Source organism: Thalassospira sp. Z349TD_5, from assembly GCF_056173045.1.
This window is the reverse complement of the sequence record NZ_CM149654.1, coordinates 3,664,544-3,684,358: the sequence shown is the minus strand read 5'-3', so window position 1 is coordinate 3,684,358 and position 19,815 is coordinate 3,664,544. Positions and strand designations below refer to the sequence as shown.

Here is a 19,815-nt window from a genome sequence, read left to right as displayed (position 1 = left end):
ACCAAGATCAACACATCAAGATTACGAGCATCGCCCACATGACCCTGCGCGTCCTGCCCCAGAACCTGATCAATCAGATTGCCGCCGGTGAGGTGGTCGAACGGCCTGCGGCCGCGCTCAAGGAACTGGTGGAAAATGCGCTGGATGCCGGGGCGACGCGGGTGGACGTCAATCTGCGCGATGGTGGGCGCACGCTTTTGTCGATCACTGATGACGGCAAGGGCATGACGCCCGAGGAACTCGCCCTGTCGGTCGAACGCCACGCGACGTCAAAGCTGCCCGATGATGATCTTTTCAATATCGGCTTTATGGGGTTTCGCGGTGAAGCCTTGCCGTCGATTGGCTCTGTCTCGCGGATGCGCCTGACCAGCCGGGTGCGCGGTGCGGAAAACGCATGGACACTTTTGATCGAAGGCGGGGCCAAGGGGGAGCCCGAACCAGCAGCCCATCCATATGGTACGCGGGTTGAGGTGCGCGATCTGTTTTACGCCACCCCGGCACGGCTGAAGTTTTTAAAAACCGCGCGCACCGAGCAAATGTATGCCCGTGAAATCATGGACCGCCTGGCGATGGCGCGGCCCGATGTCGGCTTTACCCTGTCGGGCGATAACAACAAATCGATCCTGAATTATCCGGCCTGCGAAGGTGATCTGTTCGATGCGCGGCTTAAACGTCTTGGTGCGGTGATGGGGCGCGAATTTCAGGATAATGCGCTTCAGATCAATGCCGAACGCGAAGGCATCAAACTGACCGGCTATGCCGGGGTGCCGACCTTAAACCGTGGCAATGCGCAGATGCAGTTTTTGTTCGTCAATGGCCGTCCGGTTAAGGACAGATTGTTGCAAGGTGCTGTGCGTGGCGCCTATCAGGATTTCCTGGCACGCGATCGTCATCCGTTACTTGCATTGTTCTTTGAACTTAGCCCGCGTGATGTTGACGTTAACGTCCATCCGGGCAAGACCGAAGTGCGTTTTCGCGATCCGGGCATGGTGCGCGGCCTGATTGTCGGCGCACTTAAACATGCGCTGGCCGGTGCCGGGCACCGGGCATCCACCACGGTGGCTGATATGGCGCTGGGGGCCGCTCGCCGCGAAGGGGAAGGACCAAGTCTGCCCTATGGTGGCGGGGCGCGATCATCTGGCGGCGGTGGTTTTAACATCGGCCAATATCAGGCCAACACCCCCAGTCACGCGGCAATAGAACGCAACTATGCCGCCCAATCGCCGGGCTATGGCGGGCTTTTTGATCGTGGACGCGATTTTGGCGGTGCACCGGACGCGAATGGTGGCTTTGCCGCTGCTGCTGCCGCCGCCCTTGCGGGGGGCTATGACGGTGTCGGGCCATCGGCACGTGTTGACATGACCGATGACACCAAGTTTGTCGACCATCCCTTGGGGGCGGCGCGCGGGCAGGTGCATGCCAATTATATCATCGCGCAAACCCGCGACGGCTTGGTGATTGTCGATCAACATGCCGCCCATGAACGTATTGTTTATGAACGGATGAAGGCCGACTTGGCCGAAAGCGGGGTCAAGCGACAGGGATTGTTGTTGCCCGAGGTGGTCGAGCTTGACGAGGCATCGGCAGATCGCATAGGCGACCGGGCCGACGAATTTGCCGAACTTGGGTTGGTGATCGAGCCGTTTGGCCCCGGTGCGATTGTTGTCCGCGAAGTGCCCGCCATGCTGGGCAAGGTGGATGTGGCATCGCTTGTACGTGATATGGCCGATGAAATTGCCGAACTGGGGCAGGGCATGTTGCTTAAAGACCGGCTGATGTATGTCTGTGCGACCATGGCGTGCCACGGATCGGTACGATCTGGCCGTAAGCTTAATGCCGACGAAATGAATGCGTTGCTGCGCCAAATGGAAGCCACCCCGCATTCCGGGCAATGCAATCACGGTCGCCCGACCTATGTTGAACTGAAACTCCATGACATCGAAAAGATGTTTGGCCGCCGATAAGGATTAAAACCAATGACCGATCGCATCGTTGAAATCGCATCCCTGTCAGATGCTGATGCGATCAGTGCGTTGTTTACCCGGTCTTATTCCCAGCTTCTTAAAGACGACTACGCGCCGGATATTCTTGCTCGCGCCATGCCATTTCTGTCTTTTGCCAAGCCAGAATTAATGTCGTCGGGCAGTTATTATCTGGTAAAGGAAACAGGCAAGCGCGTGATCGCGGCAGGTGGATGGACCGCCGTACGCCCCGGAGCTTCGGAACAGCCAGTTCAGCCGGGATTGGTGCATGTACGCCATTTTGCCGTTGATCCGGAGTTTACCTGTCAGGGGTTGGGAAAGGTGCTTTTTGATCGCTGCGTACATGATGCGAAGGTGGCCCATACGGCAACTCGGTTTGAATGCTATTCAACCCTGTCTGCACGCAGGTTCTACGAAAAGCTTGGCTTTGAAGTTATTGGGACGTTTGAAGCCCCCTTTGCATCGGACTTTACGTTTCCAAGCTTACATATGGTCTGCGAGCTTTAAGCGATTAACTGCGCAGTTTCAAATTGCGGGGCAGGCGGGTGTTGGTGTTGACGCGGGCACGCTGGATCTGTTCGGCAAACAAGCCATTGGCACCGCTTAAATCCGCATCCCTGAAATCCGCCCCGGCAAGGTTCGTGCCGCTGAGATCACAATTGATCAGATGCATGCCCTTAAAGCAGGCATTGGATAGATCGGACCCCAGAAACACGGTATTGCGCAGCGTCGCCTCGTTAAACCGTGCGCCGGATAAACGGCTGGCGGCAAGATTGGCACTTTCAAGGTTACTTTCAACAAAGTCAGCCGCGGTCAGGTCACACCGTCGAAGAACCGCATTCTTGCAATTGGCGTTTCTGAAAGACGCAAAACGAAGGCCGCATCGGCTAAGATCAATGCCTTCAAGATCAGCATCGCGCAAATTGGCATGTTCAATTGCCATGACCGACCCTTCCTTACCGCCGGTATCGACCCAAAGCTTGTGATCCACAAGGGCTGCTTGCAGATCAATTTCAACAAGCTCCTCTTCATCAATCTCGGGCTCGGCTTCAACCTCAACCTCACGCTCACCGGCAACGTCGGCCTGTTTTGAGACAGACGCAGGGACTGGTTCTTCTTTGGCGAGTTCTTTTGGACTTGCTGCAACGGGGACTGTGTCTTCTTCGGCTTCTGTGGTTTCCGCCGCGACCTTCTGTGGTTTTGATTTCGGCTTTGGCTTTTGGGGCACAGGATCTGGTTTTAAAAGCGCGCGCGCGGCAATTGCCGCTTTGATGTTGCGGGCATCAAGAGATTCCTTGTCTTGATTAGCAATTCCGGCAAGTTCGCCATCATCAAAGGTTTGTTTGTTCGTGCTGTCTGGCAGGGATGTTGGCTCAGGTTTCACAGCAGTATCGCTGCGGCGTCGGCCATTTGGTTTAATCGTGACGGACGCAGATGCCGGTGCGCGGGCCTTGTCGCTGTGCCGACGCTTCTTGGTTTCTGAAACACTTTCGTCTTCGGGTGACGGTACGGTGTCGTCTTTGGCCAAGTCCTGTGGCCGTGCGGGACCGAAGTAATCATCTTGAAGAACAAACCGGCGCGGCTTTTTCATCACGGATGTAATGATCTTGCGCAACCGTGCCGGATCAACAGGCTGGCGGAAGATGCCTTCTATACCGGCATCAACGGCCTCACGCATGGCGCGACGGTCAAGTTTTGGCGCACCAAGCAGGATGGTGACATCCTTACCGTGGCGGTTGGTGGCCGTGATGCTTTCGCGGATCGAACGGATGGTCGAAATGCCGCGCATGCCATCAAGATAAAGACCAACCAGAACGATGTCGGGCTTTAAGGAACTCACAAGTTCAACGGTCTTTTCACGGTCGTCGCAGCGAATGAAGTCGCCAAATCCAAGCGGATCAATCGCTTCCTTAGCGGAACGAATGTTGCGTTCGCTGTAGTCGGCATACAGGATCGTTTTATTGTTGTTCTCTTGCATCGTCATGATGCGTGAATTCCTATTGTTGCCAACCGCGTTAAGCAGCGCTGATGTCGTCCTTGCCACGCGGTTCACTGCGCAGTTGGTTAAATATGCCGATCACTGGTTCCCCGGAATGCTGAAGGTTCGACGCCTTGTTGTCGAGGCTTCTTCGGGCGTTGTTGGGCCGTCTTGGGCCGAGCTTTCACTTTGGGCAGGATCTTCTTCATTCTGACCGGTGGGTGCAGCACTGCCATTTGTCGCCCCATCTGGTTTGTTGCTTTCGACCATTTCGATGGTGATCGCAACCCGACGGTTTTGTGATCTCCCTTCCGGGGTGTCATTTGTCGCAATCGGACGGCTGTCACCATATCCCTGAATGACCATTCGTGACGGCTCCGTGCCGTTCTGATCAATCATGTGATGCAAAACGGCTGTCGCCCGTGCGGCGGAAAGGTCCCAGTTTGATATATAGGGAGAGGAAGACGAAACGGGAATATTATCGGTGTGACCTGCGATATGAACTTCACCGTCAGTCTGATTGATCACGGGCGTAACGCGGTTCAGGACGGCGGCGAATTCTTCTGTCATGCCCGAAGAGCCCGACGGAAAGGCCAGCTCATTTGGAAAGCTGACGATCACATCGCCATCAATGCGTTCCAGCCCGACTTGATCGCTCAGCCCCATGTTTTCAAGAACGGTGCTGAGTGTTTCTTCAAGTGCCTCGGCTTTTTCTTCTTTGCTGTCGGTCTGATCGATCTCGACTTTTGGCGTTTCGGCCTTGGGGATTTCTGCAACAACCCGCGGGGTGTCGGGCGTTGGTGCCTTTAAGGACTTACCAACAATCGACCCGTCCATTTCAATTACACCGGCAAGCTGATCTTCCTTGGAAAAACCAAAGGCACCTTTGATCGAACCTGCGATTTGCTTGTAACGGATCACATCCATCTCAGCAAAGGTCAGCAACAGAACAAACAAAACAAGCAGCAACGACATCAAATCGGCGAATGTCGCCATCCATGCGGGGGCGCCTGCTGCGGGTTTCTTTGCCATGGCCTTACACCATGTTCCGGATGAAAGAAGGTACCATGATCATTCCCCATCGCCGTCGGCATCTTTGGGGACGCCACCGGGCAAATAGGGACCCAGAATTTCCTTCATCACCATCGGGCTTTGGCTGCCCTGAATTTGAACGACAGACTCAATGATCAATTGTTTGGTGTTTTTCAGACGGTCAACCTTAAGGGCCAGCTTGTCAGCAATCGGAAGGGCAATCAGGTTGGCAAGTACCGCACCATAGAATGTTGTCAGCATGGCAATGGCCATCGCCGGACCAATCGCATCAGGATCAGACAGGTTGGCCAGCATCTGCACCAGACCCACCAATGTGCCGATCATGCCAAATGCTGGCGCGGTATCACCGATCCCGCGGAACATCAGTTCCCCGAGCTCATCATTTTGAATGGATTTTTCAACTTCGCTTGAGATCGAGCTTCGGATCACTTCACCGCTGTGACCATCCACACACATGCGAATGCCACGCGCCATGATCTCGTTGTCAACTTCTGCTGTTTCAAGACCAAGCAACCCGTTTTTGCGGACAAGACCGGCAAGTTCGATGGCTTTCTCATAGATCGAAAGCGGGTCTTCCTTGGGGTTCTTAAAGGCGATGCCGATGCCGATCTTGAGTGACTTGATCACATCGCGCATCGGAAACTTGATCAGGGTTGCCGCCGCCGTGCCGCCAAACACAACCATGATAGACGGCACATCAACAAAGGCACCAAGATTACCACCGATCAAAATAGCGCCAACAATAACGCCCGATCCAGCAAGGATCCCAATGAGTGTCGCAATATCCATATCGGTTTCTGGTGTCCAGCGTTATGACTGTTTTTGTATCACCTGATCAGCCGCAGCAGATAAATCCGTGCCCCGGATAGACGAGGCGGTGCGTCGCGTCACAGATGTCGGGCGAAAAGTCTTCATAGGTTTATGATTGTGGCCTGAATGTCGATTAGTCCCCCTTTCAAAGAGTTGGGGGTTGTGGCGTCCTTTTTCCATAAAAAATCTGACAACTTTTTACGCCAGTAAACGTGATCGATCCGGGAACACTACAAACCGCCTGTAAAGCTCCGGCATTAGGTTAGGTCGATCTATACGTTTGGCATTAAATGTTTGTTGCCAGACTTTTAGCCAAGCCTCAACCCCATCGTAAGGATAATTACCCTAATTCAAACGATGAAATGCCAAAGGTCATATCAAGATCAAGTGCTGGTGCCGGGCCTTTATACATCCGTGCCGTCTCAAATTCAGGTTGCATGCCGTGGCTGCTGGCAAGCTCAATTGCCGCCTGATTGGGTTCGGGCACATCGAGAAAGACTTTGCCGCCCTGATCGGTGCGACGTGCCAAAAGGGCGTCAAACAGCACCTTGGCATCTTTGGGGTTTGGGGCAAAAAGCGGACCGACCTTGTGACCCTCTTCACAGGGGCGAATAACGCCATATCCGCGCAATCCCATTGGGCCCTTTAGTGCAATCGCCGTGTGGTTTTCAGCACCGATCCAGCCGCGCAGGAATTCAATCCGGCTTTCGGCAAACAGCTCGCAAGTTTGCTCAAACGCATTGATGACGGCGATGTCATCAATCAACAGATCAAACAGATCGTCATTTTCCGGACTTTGGGCCTTCACGACCCCGCCATATCGGACATTGCGGTGGGCAAATTCAAAACCGGATTTACGATAGTTATCTTGCTGATCGACAACACCATCAAGACCGATGGTTTTAAGCGGGTTGTCTTTTAAAACCGTTTGCCACAACTTGTATCCAAGGCCCGATCCACGGCGGTCTTCGCGGCAGATATAAAATCCGACAAATCCAAAATCGGAACTGTACTGCACGGCGGATATCACCGCTGCCATCCCCCTTTTATCGAACGCGCCCCAAAAGCCTTCAGGATCAGTATTGAAAAATACCTCGGCGTCAGCATGGCCGGGATTCCAGCCTTCTTTGGCAGCCCATTCAACGGCCAATGTGAACTCAGACGGTTTGAGACGGCGGATTTTATCGATCATGGTCGGGTCTTTATACTTTCAGGGGCTTGCCGGGCGATACACATGCGCGCCAGCGTGGGTCTATGGATTTGGCTAAATGTATAGGCCCGACCCTAGCATGGCAGTTGCTATTTCATGAGAAATTTTGTTAAGAATGACTATCAGTGTTATTCTCAATGTTGTATGTGTTCACCAATACATTTTCATCCTGTCGAGAGCCTCATGCCATCATCTGTTTTAACCGCCAAAACCCGCATCACCCTTCCTGATAGTGCTGCGATCATCGCGCGCGCGTCAGACTATTACAAAAGCCATGATTGCGATGTGCAGGGCGATGCGAACGCCATCAGGGTTTCGGTATCCATCGGTCATGTTCACCTTGCCTGCAACGATTCTGGTTTGGATATTGAGGTCGGCGCAACCAGCGACGTTGGCGTTATCCAGATGAAATCGGCGATCATTTCGCTGCTCCAGGGCGCCTTGCCTGAGGCAAATCTTGATTGCCGCTGGAAGGGGGCCGGGAAAAGCAACGGCAAGCTGCCCAATTTTCGCGAACTTACCGTCGTAAAAGTGACCGATCTTTCGCCCCATATGCGCCGGATCAGGCTGCATGGGGCGGATCTTGCCGCCTATGATACCGACAGCATCCATATTCGTCTTTTGATCCCACCGCGCGGGCAGGTGGCCCCAAAATGGCCAACGCTTGCTGATAACGGCATGCCGGTCTGGCCTCATGGCGAAAATGCCATCGAACAGCGCATCTATACCATCCGTGATATCGATGCTGCGGCGGGCTGGATGGATGTTGATTTTGTCGTGCATGGCGATAATGGGCCGGGATCATCCTTTGCCATACATGCTTGCACAGGCGATCTGGTCGCCATGACCGGGCCGCTTGGCAACGAATTGCCTGATGCGGACTGGATGTTGTTCGCCGGGGATGAAACCGCCCTGCCGGCAATCAGCCGCTACCTTAATGCCATGCCGCCCCACGTCAAAGGCCATGCCATGATCGAGGCTGGTAGCAAGGATGACATCATCGACATCGCCACCGACAGTGCGATTGAAGTCCGCTGGTTGTTACGCGATTGTGGTGATGATGTTGAACACAGTCTCATTCAGGATGCTGTGCGCGTCATCTCCATCCCGAAGGACGCACACAGCGTCTATTGCTGGGCCGGGGTAGAGCAGGATGACTATAAACCGATCCATAACTACTGGCGCAAGGATATCGGGTTAACGCGTGATCAATGTCTGGCCATGACGTTCTGGCGCAAGGCCGGTCGAGGATAATTAACGATTAAGGGGTGGCAACCGACTGATGAAGCTTTGGTGCGAGATGTGCAATCGCATCATCGAGATCCATCAGGATTTCCGAAACCAAAGGCGATGGGGGGTTAAGTCCGCCCTGGTCTATTTCTTCGCGCAGTTCGGTTACCGCGCGTGTCAGTTCGCGATTTGTCGGATTAACCCCGGTTGCCAGGGCCCGTGCGCGGGCAAAAACCAGTTTCCGTACCGACCTGAACGCGGCAATTTCCTGATCAGGGGTAAAGGTCTCTGACAGCTGTATGTTTTTAATCCTGTATTTGACCGAAAGGCCGGTCATATGGCTGGCATCGGCAAACAGGGCGGCCGTTACCATGCGAAAGGCGATGATATCGTGCGCAAGTCCGTCGGGGGTGCTGATCGTTTCGGACAGGGCGTTGAACGCGAAAATATCGGCATCAACTTCGTCGGCGTGGCTTTTGGTATCTCCGTCCCCGTAATGTTCGGGCATACAGTGACGCGCTTCATGGTGGATCAGCCACTCAAACGTCAGCTCGGCACTGCTGTGATAGGTCAAAGATTGCCCAAACCACCCACGCATCAACTGGGCGAAAATCTCATTGCCACTTTGTGGTGCGATATTGGCGGGCACGAAAATCTGGCAGGACGGTATTTGCTTGCCACTCTTCCGCCCGGTGATGGCAAAGGGCGACCGGGGCAGTTTGGCAAATGTCTTCTCCGGGCTGGCGATATTTTCCAGACCAAGGGTGTCATCCATAATCGTAAGAAACGCTTGGCGATCCTTGAACACATAAAGATCAATATCGCCATATGCCTGAAGATCGGTTTTGATCCGTTCAAGTACAGGGTCGGGCGCACCATTGGTTTGCGCCAGTGCGGATGTCGCAAAAGACATCAGAACGCACATCACCATCACAAGATGCTTGAAAACCCGAACACGTGGCATCGGTCAAGTATGTGCGATGCGTCCCCCATGGGCGAGGAGAAATTTACCTTCCGTAAAAACGGCGGGGCAATATGGTGGACGAATTATGCTTCAGCCTGTTGGCCAATCCGTTTGCGTTGCGGGCCAAACAGGCAGGTCAAAAGCATGATCACACCTGAAATGGTGGCAATCATGCCCGCCGCACTGACCGCATAGGGGGAGCCGAACCATCCCGGCCCATATCCGGCAAAGACATAGCCCAGAATGGCCGACATCGTCGCAAACGCCACCGACCAGCCAACCTGTCGGCCAAGCTGATTGGTCATCAGGCGCGCACTTGCCGGTGGGCAGACAAACATCGCAATCACAATGATTGAGCCAACCGCGTCAAAGGCCGCCACAGCGGCAATCGCTGTGGTCACCACCAGTGCAAAGCTGAGAAGTCCTGTGCGAATACCAATCGCCCCGGCAAAGGCGGCGTCAAAGGTCGAGATTTTAAGTTCTTTCCAGAACAGAACAACAAACAATCCGATCCCAACCAGAACAAGCGCCAGACGCGGTAATTGCGGTGGCAGGGTCGCCAAGGCGGCTGGATCAACAAGCGACTGCCAGCCTTCTGCATCAAACCAGATCAGGCTTTCAAGATTACCAACCAACGCATGCTGCACATCAATATGCACAGAGCTCGTGTCGGTGACCTCAAGGAACAGCACACCGGCGGCAAAAAGGGTGGTGAACACCAATCCCATGGCGGCACCCGGTTCAACCCGACCCAGACGTTTGACAATCTCGATCATCACCACGGCGACAATCGCGGCCGCCCCGGCACCGAGCATCATCGGAACCGCGGTAATCGTGCCGGTGACAAGGAAGGCCGCAACGATACCGGGCAAAACCACATGGCTGATCGCATCCCCGATCAGGGCCTGACGACGCAGCAACAGGAAATTGCCCGGCAACGCACAGGCAACAGCAGCCAGAATACCAATCAGGATCGGTGTTAAGCTCAGTTGGACAAACTCGGCCCCAAGGGCGGTCATCAGATTGTCGATCATGCGGATGCTCCTTGCTTCTCGGCAAGCATGCGGTCGATTTCGGCAATCTGGTCGGATGTCATCATCCGTTCAATCGGGGTCAGTCCGTCATAGCGTTCAATCGCTGAATCATCGGGCAGAATACGGCGCGCCATGGCCCAGCGGGCCTCATCGCGCGACGCCTTTTCCGATGCGGTGCGTCCGCGCAAGGTCGCGACCCCATCACGCCGGATCATGCCAGAACGGCGCAAAATGCGCAGGGTCAATCCGTCATAGATCGGTTCACGCCGCGACAGGGCCAAGAGTCCCTGACGGCGATGGACGCGGCGCTGAAACCGTTGATGGCGCAACGCTGATGCCAGTGCGCCACGTAACGGGGAAAACAATGCGGATATCATGAAAAAGCCAAACGCCACCAACACAATGATCGGTCCGGTGGGGATGGAGGCCTCGGCCGCGGACAAAACCGCGCCGATATAGCCCGATACCCCGCCAACTAGGGCTGAAATGCCGATCATCGGGCCGACCTGATTGGTCCAGAACCGGGCGGTGACCGACGGAATGATCAAAAGAGCGACAATCAGGATCAATCCGACGATCTTAAGCCCGATCACGGTAACAATCAGGGCCAAGCCCATCATGGCAAGGTCGATATTGCGCACATTGACCCCGGTGGTCGCGGCATATTCCGGATCAAAGGCCACCAGCGTCATCGGACGGCGCAGCAAAAAGACGAATGCAGCGGCAAGCGCACCGGCAACCGCAATGGTGGTGGCCTCGGATATCAGCATGCCCGCCGTCGATCCCAGCAGGAAGTTCTCAAGGCCAGCCTGACGGCCTGATGACATGGTCTGGATTATGGTCAAAAGAACAATGCCAAACCCGAAAAATACCGACAGCACCGCACCAATCGCCGCATCTTCGGTCAGTCGGGTTTTGCGCGTGATCCATTCCACAAGGATCAGGCCAATCGCCGATGAAATCGCCGATCCAATGATCAACCCCGGCAACCAGCGGCCATCAGACCCAAAGGCGACCATGATCATAAAGGCCAAGCCGACACCAGGCAGGGTGGCGTGACTGATCGCATCGGACACCAATGCGCGTTTGCGCAGGAAAATAAACGCCCCGGCACTGCCCGCCGACAGGCCAAGCAACCCGGCACCAACCGCGACAAGGGCGCTGTTATATCCGGCCTGCAACAACAGGGCGCTTATGAAATAATCGAGAAAACTCATGGTGCGATCTTTGCGTTACCGTGCTTTGCTTGTCTCAGGCTGCCTCAATCAGGCGAGGCGCAACTCGTCGATATGGGTGGCGGCAAGACGCCCGCCATAGGTTTCCTGAAGGTTCTCGGCGGTAAAGGTCGTCTCAACCGGGCCTTCGGCGATGCGGCGCACATTGATCAGCAAAACCCGGTCAAAATATTCCGGCACGGTCGAAAGATCATGATGCACACAGACAACCGTGCGGCCCTCGGATTTAAGGTCTTTAAGCACCGATACAATGGCGCGTTCGGTTGCGGCATCGACCCCGGCGAACGGTTCATCAAGCAAGTAAAATTCTGCGTTCTGCGCCAGTGCTCGGGCCAGAAAAACACGTTGCTGCTGCCCGCCCGAAAGCTGGCCGATCTGCCGGTCGGCAAAATCATTCATGCCGACCCGGTCAAGGCAGGCCATGGCCTGTTCACGGTGGCGTGCGCGCCATAGGCGGAACAAACCGACCGATCCATAAAGCCCCATCAGAACAACATCAATCACCCGTGCAGGGAAATCCCAATCAACGCTGGCGCGTTGGGGCACATAGGCCACCCGATCGCGCGCCTCGTGAAACGGTTTGCCAAAAATGCGCACTTCACCCGACAGGCGCGGTACGACGCCAAGCGCCCCTTTCAAAAAGGTTGATTTCCCCGCCCCATTCGGGCCGATGATGGCGGTCATCGATCTGGCAGGGATGGAGGCGTTGACGGAAAAAACAGCCGGTTTGTTGCCATAGGAAACCGTCAGGCCGCGCACGGTCAACGGTGCGTCCTTGCCCGCGACATCAACGATCTTTCCTGACTCGGCAATCAGTTCAGCATTGCCCATGAGATGTCCTTGTTTCTTGATCGGTGATCCGAATGTATGTGCATTTGGTCATTGGGTTTATCAGCGTTTTACGTATTTGGCACGGATGGTTTTGCCGTTATGAGCTTGCCGCCAGCTTGCCCTGCATGCCGCCTTCGGGGGCATCCCCGCCCAGTGCACGGGTGATCAGGGTGGTGTTATGGTCAATCATGCCGATATAGGTGCCTTCATAAGTGCCCGGTTCCCCCATGGCATCGGAAAACAGTGTACCACCGATGATGACATTTTGCCCACGGGCTTCGGCCCCTTCGATCAAGGCACGGACGTTGCGCTCAGGCACCGAGCTTTCGACAAACACGGCGGAAATATTGCGATCAACAATGATGTTAACCAGCTCTTCGACCCGGCGCAGCCCGGCCTCAGATTCGGTTGAAATGCCCTGAATACCCAGAACCTCAAAGTCATACCCGCGCCCGAAATAACTAAAGGCATCATGTGCGGTCAACAGCACACGGCTTTTTTCCGGAACAGACGTGGTGACCGACTTCATATAGCCAATCAGCTTTTCAATATCCGCAATGTGTTTGTCGGCATTGGCGGTATAGATCGCTTTGCCATCGGGATCGGTTTTGATGAGTGCATCACGTACAGCCCCAACCACGGTTTTCCACAACTGTGGGTCCATCCAGACATGTGGATCATACCGGCCGTCGTAATCCGCATGGCTCAAAAGCTTGCTCTTGTCGATGGCTTCGCCAACTGCGACCACATTGCGACGTTTTTCGAGATCAAGGAAGAATTCTTCCAACTGCGCTTCAAGATACAGCCCGTGCCACAAGACAAGATCAGCGCGCGCCATGGCGGCAATGTCGCTGCGCGTCTGACGGTACGAATGCGGATCAACCCCAGGGCCCATCAAGGCGGTGACCTCGGCCCGATCACCCGCGACCTGACGGGCGGCATCGGCGATCATGGATGTGGTTGCGACAACATTCAGCGGTTTGGCAAAGGCCATGCCAGCGGTGGCACCAAGGCCAGCAAGGACAGACACAGCAAGGATGGCGATCAGGCAAATACGGCGTGCAACATTTCGAAGGGTCATGACGGGTCCCGGCAGCAAGTTAAAATCATTCAATAGAATACCCACTATCTATGTGCGGACTTTTAAAGTTAGTCAAGGCTAAATTGCTTTTTAAGAACTTAGTTGTTATGAAGATTTCAAGGACACTGTTTGGAGAGACCCATGGGCGAGAAAGCAGCACTTAACCCGCGCCATAACAAGGCAGAAGTCTTTGCCCGCCTGCGCGACGCACATGCCCGCGAGGTCACCGAAGATTACGTTGAAATGATTGGCGATTTGATCGCCGAAGAAGGCGAGGCCCGCTCTGTCGCGCTTGCCGAACGCTTCGGCGTCACGGCCGCCACGGTCAATAACACCATCAAACGCCTCGAGCGCGACGGTTTTGTCACCTCACGCCCATACCGCTCAATTTTCCTGACAGAAAAAGGTGAAACGCTCGCCAAAAAATGCCGCGACCGCCACCAGATCGTCTATAATTTCCTCGTCTCAATCGGCGTAGATCCCGATACTGCTGAGTTTGATGCCGAAGGGATCGAGCATCATGTGAGTGAGGAGACGTTGAGGGTGTTTGAGCGCTTCTCGGGAAAGTAGCCGCTGCACTAAATGCTGCAATTGTTTGCTTCAATACAGCAAATAGATTTGGGTAAGTATTCATCAGGCAGGAAAATGGCGGAGAGGGTGGGATTCGAACCCACGGTACTATTGCTAGTACAACGGTTTTCGAGACCGCCCCGTTCGACCACTCCGGCACCTCTCCGCATGTGTGGTCTTGGCGTTCGAGGCGGTGTTTACCCATCCTCGCGCCAGAATGCAAGAGAGAAAACGCATTTTGGGCCAACTCTTTTGGATCGTCGTCCAGCTCGTGCCGGTGCATGCTGTCTCAATCCAGCCCTTGTTGCTCCTGATGGGCTGACGTCCGGGCGGCTTGCGCCTCAAATGCCGGGTTGAGTGCGCGGTGGATTTCCCCGGCGGATTATGGCCGCACGGTTCGCCGGGCTGCCATGCGCGCAAACCATCCCAAAGCCGACGTCTCATCACGCTTTGGAGTTGACTCTTGGGGCCAAAAACGGTAATTCACCCGTTCTTCGCAGCGGTTCGGTATCAGTTAGCAGCGACACCGAAGCGCGCGTTTTGATTCCAGAATGATTTTTCAGGAAGTTTTAGATGTACGCAATCATCAAAACTGGCGGCAAACAGTATAAAGTTGCTGCCAACGACGTTATCAAAGTCGAAAAGATCGCTGCCCAGGCCGGTGACACTGTGAAACTTGAAGAAGTTCTCATGGTTGCTGGCGACGGCGCGCCAAAAGTCGGTGCTCCGTTGCTCAAAGGTGCTTCTGTTACCGCAGAAGTTCTCGAACAGGCCAAGGGCGACAAGGTGATCGTTTTCAAGAAAAAGCGTCGGCATAACTACCGTCGTAAAAATGGTCATCGCCAGAACCTGACTGTTCTGCGCATCAAGGACATCAACGCCTGATTTATCAGGTTGAGATGCAGTTTTAGGAGAGTTTCATGGCTCATAAGAAAGCTGGTGGTAGTTCGCGCAACGGTCGCGACTCCGAAGGTCGCCGTCTCGGCGTGAAAAAATTCGGTGGTCAGGCAGTTGTAGCAGGCAACATCCTCGTTCGTCAGCGTGGCACCAAGTTCCATGCCGGTGACAATGTCGGCCTCGCCAAAGACCACACCCTGTTTGCGACTGTGAACGGTTCCGTCCTGTTCAAGTCGGGCTACAAGGGTCGTACTTACGTAACGATCGTTCCGGCAGAGGCGTAAGCCTCCCGTCGGCTGCGCGATACGTAGCAAGATTTTCGAGGGAGGAATGAGCAATCATTCCTCCCTTGTTTTATGTAATATAGAATTTATCTTCCCGTCGAAGCGCAGCCCTTTTTGCGCGCCGGGATCGCAAATACAAAAACGGGCGCTGCCCAAAGGACCGGTTATGAAGTTTCTCGATCAAGCCAAGATTTATGTGCGCAGTGGCCGCGGCGGTGCCGGTGCCGTAAGCTTCCGGCGTGAAAAATATATCGAGTTCGGCGGGCCGGACGGCGGTGATGGCGGGCGCGGCGGCGACGTTATTCTTGAGGCGGTCGAAAACCTCAATACCCTGATTGATTTCCGCTATCAGCAGCATTTCAAGGCCGAAGTCGGCATGCATGGCATGGGCCGCGACCGCACCGGTCGTTCGGGCAATTCCATCACCATCAAGATCCCGGTTGGCACCCAGATCCTCGCCGAAGACCGCGAAACCCTGATTGTCGATATGCTCAAACCCGGTCAAACCCACCTGTTGTGTCGGGGTGGTGACGGCGGGCGTGGCAATGCGCGTTTCAAATCCTCGACCAATCAGGCCCCGCGCCGTTCCGAAGAAGGCTTCCCAGCCGAGGAAATGTGGGTCTGGATGCGCCTGAAGCTGATCGCCGATGCCGGTCTGGTTGGTCTCCCCAACGCGGGAAAGTCTACCTTCCTCGCTGCATCATCGCAGGCACGTCCGAAAATCGCCGATTACCCGTTTACCACCCTGCATCCGCAGCTTGGCGTGGTCAGTGTGGATGACACTGAATTCGTTCTGGCCGATATTCCCGGTCTGATCGAAGGTGCGTCCGAAGGCAAGGGGATCGGCACGCGGTTCCTTGGCCATATCGAACGCTGCGAAGTTCTGTTGCACCTGATCGACTGTGCCGAGGAAGACCCGGTCGCAACCTATCAGACCGTGCGTGAAGAGCTCGAAGGCTATGCTGATATCCTGATCGATAAGCCCGAAATCGTCGTTCTGTCCAAGGCCGATCAGCTTCTGCCCGAAATGGTCGAAGAACAGCGCGAGATCCTTGAAAAAGGCATTGGCAAAAAGGTTTATGTCGTCTCAGGTGTGACCCAGCAAGGTGTGCAGGACATCCACCGCGAAGTCCGCGCCTATATCGATGGCGAGCGCGAACGCCGCGCCATGGAAGGCCGCGGGGATAACGTCTACCAACCGTAAGATCGGGGTCTCAAAAATGCAGGCTGCACTCGCGGACGCAAAACGTCTGATCATCAAGGTCGGCTCGGCCCTTCTGGTTGATGAAACCACCGGTAAGCTTCGCCGTGCCTGGCTCGAAGCCCTGGCCGATGACATCGCCCTTTTGCGTGAACGCGGGGTAGAGGTCATCGTCGTCTCCAGTGGTGCCATTGCCATGGGCCGACGCTTGCTGCAGCTTGATCACCGCACCATCAGCTTGGCCGATAAACAGGCCGCCGCCGCCACTGGCCAAATCAGCCTGTCACAAGTCTGGCAAGAGGCCCTTGGTCGCAATGGCCTGACCATGGCGCAGGTGCTGGTGACGCTGGAGGATATGGAAGGCCGCCGTCGTTATCTCAATGCACGCGGGACACTCAATGCGCTGCTCGCCCACGGTGCTGTCCCCCTGATCAACGAAAACGATACCGTCGCGACCGAAGAAATCCGCTTTGGCGATAATGACCGTCTGGGGGCCAAGGTCGCGCATATGATCTCGGCCGATACGCTTGTGTTGTTGTCCGATATCGATGGCCTTTATACTGCCGACCCGCGCAAGAACCCGGATGCCAAACTGATCCCCGAAGTCCGCGAGTTGACCCCGGATATCATGGCCATGGCCGGTGCTGCCCCGACCATGTATAGCTCGGGCGGCATGGTGACCAAATTGCAGGCGGCTGAAATCGCCATGAAATCGGGCTGCCGCATGATCATCGCGCGCGGCACCATCTATCATCCGCTCAAGGCCCAGCTTGAAGGTGGACCCAATACCGTCTTTTTGCCCAGCGAAAGCCCGCTTGCCGCACGCCGCCACTGGATTGCAACGTCGCTGTCGGCCCCCGGTGCGATCATTGTCGATGACGGGGCGGCCAAGGCCCTGCGGGCTGGCAAAAACCTTCTGGCAGCAGGAATCAGCGGCGTTGATGGCGGTTTTAAGCATGGTGACGCTGTGCGCGTGCTCGATGACAAGGGCAATGAGGTCGCACGCGGCATCACGTCTTACGGTGCCGAAGAAACCCGCCTATTGATGGGCCATGCCTCCGCCGATATCGAAGCCACCCTTGGCTTTACCCGTGGAAATGCTGTGATCCATTCGGATGATTTGGTGGTGGCAGAGGGGTGAAACGCTCTAAGGTCAGCGCGGTTTGGGGTTATTTGGCGTCCGGATGGTAATGCGACTGCATGCGCATGTCTGACAGCGCAAAGCTGCCATTCCCGGACATCACCTGTCCGGGTTTCAAGCCGGATGTCTGCGGCACGCCCATGTCCCTTTGAGACGGCGCGACGTTCATCTGCAATAGGGTTCCGGAATATCCGCCAAGGTAAAAAATGTAGATAGGTCAATCATCGTTATTCTCTTTGTTCATCGCCCTGACAAATAGTTGGCGATGCGCGCCAGACGTGAGGTCTGTGGCGTATCGCGCTGGGCTTCATGACCGTCGGCCATGTGATAAAGATGATACATGCCATGTACGCCCAACCACCGCAGGGGTTCTGGTTCCCATGTGCGTTTAGGCCGGTTTACCCAAGGCAGTTTGGTCAGTTCTGTGGCGCGCTCCAGCACCAGATCGGCAAGCGTCTGGCCGGCCAAGTTTGACGTGGACACCCCCAGACCGACATATCCGCCCGCGGCACCGATGCCTGAGGTCGGGTCATAATCGACACGTGCACACCAGTCACGCGGCACGCCCAACACCCCGCACCACGCATGATCCAGCTTTATGTCTGCCACCTGCGGTAACAAGCGATGTATGATCGCCTGTAACATCGCGATGGTTTTTTGCTGGGTTTGTCCGCGATCATCAATTCCGTTGCCAAACCGATAAGGCACGCCTCTACCACCCATCGCAATCCGATTGCCTGCTGTACGCTGCGCATAGCAATAGCCGTGCACCGCATCTCCCAGCAACTCACCGCCCTGCCAGCCGATCTGGTCCCAGATCAGATCAGGCAAAGGTTCCGTCACGACGATGGAGCTGTTCATTGCCAGCATATCGCGGCCCTGTCCCGGCAGGCTGGCGGTATAGCCTTCTGTCGCACGAATAATTTTTTCGGCGCGGATGGTGCCGCGATCCGTCGTGACCTGCCCTTTGGACATCCCCGTCACTGTTGTCTGTTCATAAATGGAAACGCCCGCCCGTTCCACGATCTGTGCTAACCCGCGCACCAGCTTGGCCGGTTGGACCCGCGCCACGCCATGCAAAACAACCGCCCCAACGGCGTTTTGAACTCGGATCCGGTCGGTCATGTCACTGGCGCCGATCAGGTGCATACGTTCCTGTGGTACCTCCCAGTCCATCGCGGTCGCGTAGTCGTCGCGCAACCGGGCCATCTGTGCCGAAGTGCAGGCCGCGATAAGCTCGTCTGTGCGGTGAATATCAGCGTCGATGCCTTCGGATTCTGTGACTCGAATGATTTCATCCACGGTGCCGCGTAAGGCCCGCTCAAGCGCTATCACGCCTTCGCGCGAGCCCGACTTGGCATACCGATCCCGGTTCCAGTAAAACGCACCGGTCAGCCAGCCGCCATTTCTGCCTGACGCACCGAAGCCCGCGAAATCGCGCTCGACGATAGCGATTGACAGATCGGGGGCTGCTTTTTTCAAGTACCACGCCGTCCACAGACCGGTGTAACCGGCCCCGATGATGCAAACATCTACAGTGCGGTCGCCTGGCAAGGCAGGACGATAGGGCGGCAGTCCCCCCATATCCGTGTGCCAGAAAGAAATATCACCGTTACGGGTCATGTCATCTTTGTCTTCATCAGTTGCCGCCGTCTTGGCATTGCCGACAGGCTCATGTGCTTTACTGGAATGGGGGCCTTGAAGGTATGTGCTTGAAGGTATGTGTAAGTCCGAACCCTAAGCTTCACAGAGACATGCATAATTCACAAGGCACAAAAAAAGCTGCCCCTATGATGGAGGGCAGCCTTTTTTTCGGTGGCGCTAAATCCGGAAATCGGATTTACGCAGCCTGATCAGCAAGAGCACGGGCCATCTGGCTCAGAGCTTCCTGATGCTTTTCATGCTTGATGCTGGCAAAGTTACGGGCCAGTTCAAGGCACATGCGCTGACGTGCATTAAGCTCGGAAGCCTGATTGCCGTCGAGGCCTTCGTAGAAATAGCTGACAGGAACACCCAGGACCTGGGAGATTTCATAAAGACGACCAGCAGAGATACGGTTGATACCGCGCTCATACTTATGTGCCTGCTGGTAGGTAACGCCGATAAGGTCAGCCATCTGCTGCTGGGAGAAACCCAGCATGATGCGACGTTCGCGAATACGCTGACCAACATAACGGTCAGTGTCAGTTGCGCGGTTTGCGCGTTTTGGTTCTTCTTTTGAGATAATCTCAGTCATGATATAATCCGTTATCAACCGCCAGTTATTTAACCCCACTTTGGACGCTGTTGGGCTTATTTGTTTTTGCCCAATTAA

Annotated in this window: 19 protein-coding genes and 1 tRNA gene; 8 read left to right on the top strand and 12 right to left on the bottom strand. The window is 55.3% G+C overall.

Annotated elements, in window-relative coordinates; all coding sequences use genetic code 11:
* Window positions 1–38 precede the first annotated feature (38 nt).
* On the top strand, window positions 39–1,964 hold the full coding sequence (gene mutL, locus AC0VXT_RS16990; protein ID WP_475546370.1) for a DNA mismatch repair endonuclease MutL: 1,926 nt from the start codon (window positions 39–41) through the stop codon (window positions 1,962–1,964).
* 12 nt (window positions 1,965–1,976) lie between these two features.
* Window positions 1,977–2,489 (top strand): GNAT family N-acetyltransferase, encoded by a 513-nt coding sequence (locus AC0VXT_RS16985; protein WP_475546369.1) that lies wholly within the window; start codon window positions 1,977–1,979, stop codon window positions 2,487–2,489.
* A gap of 4 nt (window positions 2,490–2,493) precedes the next feature.
* Here AC0VXT_RS16985 and AC0VXT_RS16980 read toward each other — a convergent pair whose 3' ends face one another.
* From AC0VXT_RS16980 to AC0VXT_RS16965, 4 genes are all read right to left on the bottom strand, one after another.
* Window positions 2,494–3,966, bottom strand: a complete 1,473-nt coding sequence (locus AC0VXT_RS16980) for a pentapeptide repeat-containing protein (RefSeq protein WP_475546368.1) — start codon at window positions 3,964–3,966, stop codon at window positions 2,494–2,496.
* 93 nt (window positions 3,967–4,059) lie between these two features.
* Complete coding sequence (locus tag AC0VXT_RS16975; protein ID WP_475546367.1) at window positions 4,060–4,992, bottom strand: OmpA family protein; 933 nt, start codon at window positions 4,990–4,992, stop codon at window positions 4,060–4,062.
* Between the two features lie 39 nt (window positions 4,993–5,031).
* A complete protein-coding gene (locus tag AC0VXT_RS16970) occupies window positions 5,032–5,802 on the bottom strand; it encodes a MotA/TolQ/ExbB proton channel family protein (RefSeq protein ID WP_475546366.1) in 771 nt (256 codons plus the stop codon).
* A 361-nt stretch (window positions 5,803–6,163) separates the two neighbouring features.
* Window positions 6,164–7,015 (bottom strand): GNAT family N-acetyltransferase, encoded by an 852-nt coding sequence (locus AC0VXT_RS16965; RefSeq protein WP_475546365.1) that lies wholly within the window; start codon window positions 7,013–7,015, stop codon window positions 6,164–6,166.
* A gap of 201 nt (window positions 7,016–7,216) precedes the next feature.
* Between AC0VXT_RS16965 and AC0VXT_RS16960 the strand changes: the two genes are divergently transcribed.
* Window positions 7,217–8,287, top strand: a complete 1,071-nt coding sequence (locus AC0VXT_RS16960; protein WP_475546364.1) for a siderophore-interacting protein — start codon at window positions 7,217–7,219, stop codon at window positions 8,285–8,287.
* 7 nt (window positions 8,288–8,294) lie between these two features.
* Here the strand turns inward: AC0VXT_RS16960 and AC0VXT_RS16955 are convergent, their stop codons facing one another.
* The 5 genes from AC0VXT_RS16955 to AC0VXT_RS16935 all read right to left on the bottom strand — a co-directional run bounded on the left by AC0VXT_RS16955 (window position 8,295) and on the right by AC0VXT_RS16935 (window position 13,408).
* Complete coding sequence (locus AC0VXT_RS16955; RefSeq protein WP_475546363.1) at window positions 8,295–9,227, bottom strand: hypothetical protein; 933 nt, start codon at window positions 9,225–9,227, stop codon at window positions 8,295–8,297.
* A gap of 83 nt (window positions 9,228–9,310) precedes the next feature.
* Window positions 9,311–10,261, bottom strand: a complete 951-nt coding sequence (locus AC0VXT_RS16950) for a metal ABC transporter permease (RefSeq protein WP_475546362.1) — start codon at window positions 10,259–10,261, stop codon at window positions 9,311–9,313.
* Window positions 10,258–11,478 carry a metal ABC transporter permease gene (locus AC0VXT_RS16945; RefSeq protein WP_475546361.1) on the bottom strand — a complete coding sequence of 407 codons (1,221 nt, stop codon included), beginning with the start codon at window positions 11,476–11,478 and terminating at the stop codon, window positions 10,258–10,260. Before AC0VXT_RS16945 ends, AC0VXT_RS16950 begins: the two co-directional genes overlap by 4 nt.
* Before the next feature lie 48 nt (window positions 11,479–11,526).
* Window positions 11,527–12,327, bottom strand: a complete 801-nt coding sequence (locus AC0VXT_RS16940; RefSeq protein ID WP_475546360.1) for a metal ABC transporter ATP-binding protein — start codon at window positions 12,325–12,327, stop codon at window positions 11,527–11,529.
* 97 nt (window positions 12,328–12,424) lie between these two features.
* A complete protein-coding gene (locus AC0VXT_RS16935; RefSeq protein ID WP_475546359.1) occupies window positions 12,425–13,408 on the bottom strand; it encodes a metal ABC transporter solute-binding protein, Zn/Mn family in 984 nt (327 codons plus the stop codon).
* A 141-nt stretch (window positions 13,409–13,549) separates the two neighbouring features.
* Here AC0VXT_RS16935 and mntR point away from each other — a divergent pair, with 141 nt between their 5' ends.
* The gene (gene mntR / locus AC0VXT_RS16930) at window positions 13,550–13,978 is read left to right on the top strand and encodes a manganese-binding transcriptional regulator MntR (RefSeq protein ID WP_475546358.1); all 429 of its coding nucleotides are present in this window, start codon (window positions 13,550–13,552) and stop codon (window positions 13,976–13,978) included.
* 76 nt (window positions 13,979–14,054) lie between these two features.
* Here the strand turns inward: mntR and AC0VXT_RS16925 are convergent.
* A tRNA-Ser gene (locus AC0VXT_RS16925) sits at window positions 14,055–14,144 on the bottom strand.
* Window positions 14,145–14,551: 407 nt separating this feature from the next.
* Between AC0VXT_RS16925 and rplU the strand changes: the two genes are divergently transcribed.
* From rplU to proB, 4 genes are all read left to right on the top strand, one after another.
* Complete coding sequence (rplU, locus tag AC0VXT_RS16920; protein WP_022731155.1) at window positions 14,552–14,863, top strand: 50S ribosomal protein L21; 312 nt, start codon at window positions 14,552–14,554, stop codon at window positions 14,861–14,863.
* 35 nt (window positions 14,864–14,898) lie between these two features.
* On the top strand, window positions 14,899–15,159 hold the full coding sequence (gene rpmA / locus AC0VXT_RS16915) for a 50S ribosomal protein L27 (protein ID WP_022731156.1): 261 nt from the start codon (window positions 14,899–14,901) through the stop codon (window positions 15,157–15,159).
* Window positions 15,160–15,325: 166 nt separating this feature from the next.
* Window positions 15,326–16,363, top strand: coding sequence for a GTPase ObgE (gene obgE / locus AC0VXT_RS16910; RefSeq protein ID WP_475546357.1), 1,038 nt, complete (start codon window positions 15,326–15,328; stop codon window positions 16,361–16,363).
* A 16-nt stretch (window positions 16,364–16,379) separates the two neighbouring features.
* Complete coding sequence (gene proB / locus AC0VXT_RS16905) at window positions 16,380–17,501, top strand: glutamate 5-kinase (RefSeq protein WP_475546356.1); 1,122 nt, start codon at window positions 16,380–16,382, stop codon at window positions 17,499–17,501.
* Between the two features lie 240 nt (window positions 17,502–17,741).
* On the opposite strand, the gene AC0VXT_RS16900 is transcribed toward proB, so the two are convergent.
* The gene (locus AC0VXT_RS16900) at window positions 17,742–19,124 is read right to left on the bottom strand and encodes an NAD(P)/FAD-dependent oxidoreductase (RefSeq protein WP_475546355.1); all 1,383 of its coding nucleotides are present in this window, start codon (window positions 19,122–19,124) and stop codon (window positions 17,742–17,744) included.
* 217 nt (window positions 19,125–19,341) lie between these two features.
* Entirely contained in the window at window positions 19,342–19,737 is a 396-nt protein-coding gene (locus AC0VXT_RS16895) for a helix-turn-helix domain-containing protein (RefSeq protein ID WP_022731161.1), read from the bottom strand.
* Window positions 19,738–19,815 lie beyond the last annotated feature (78 nt).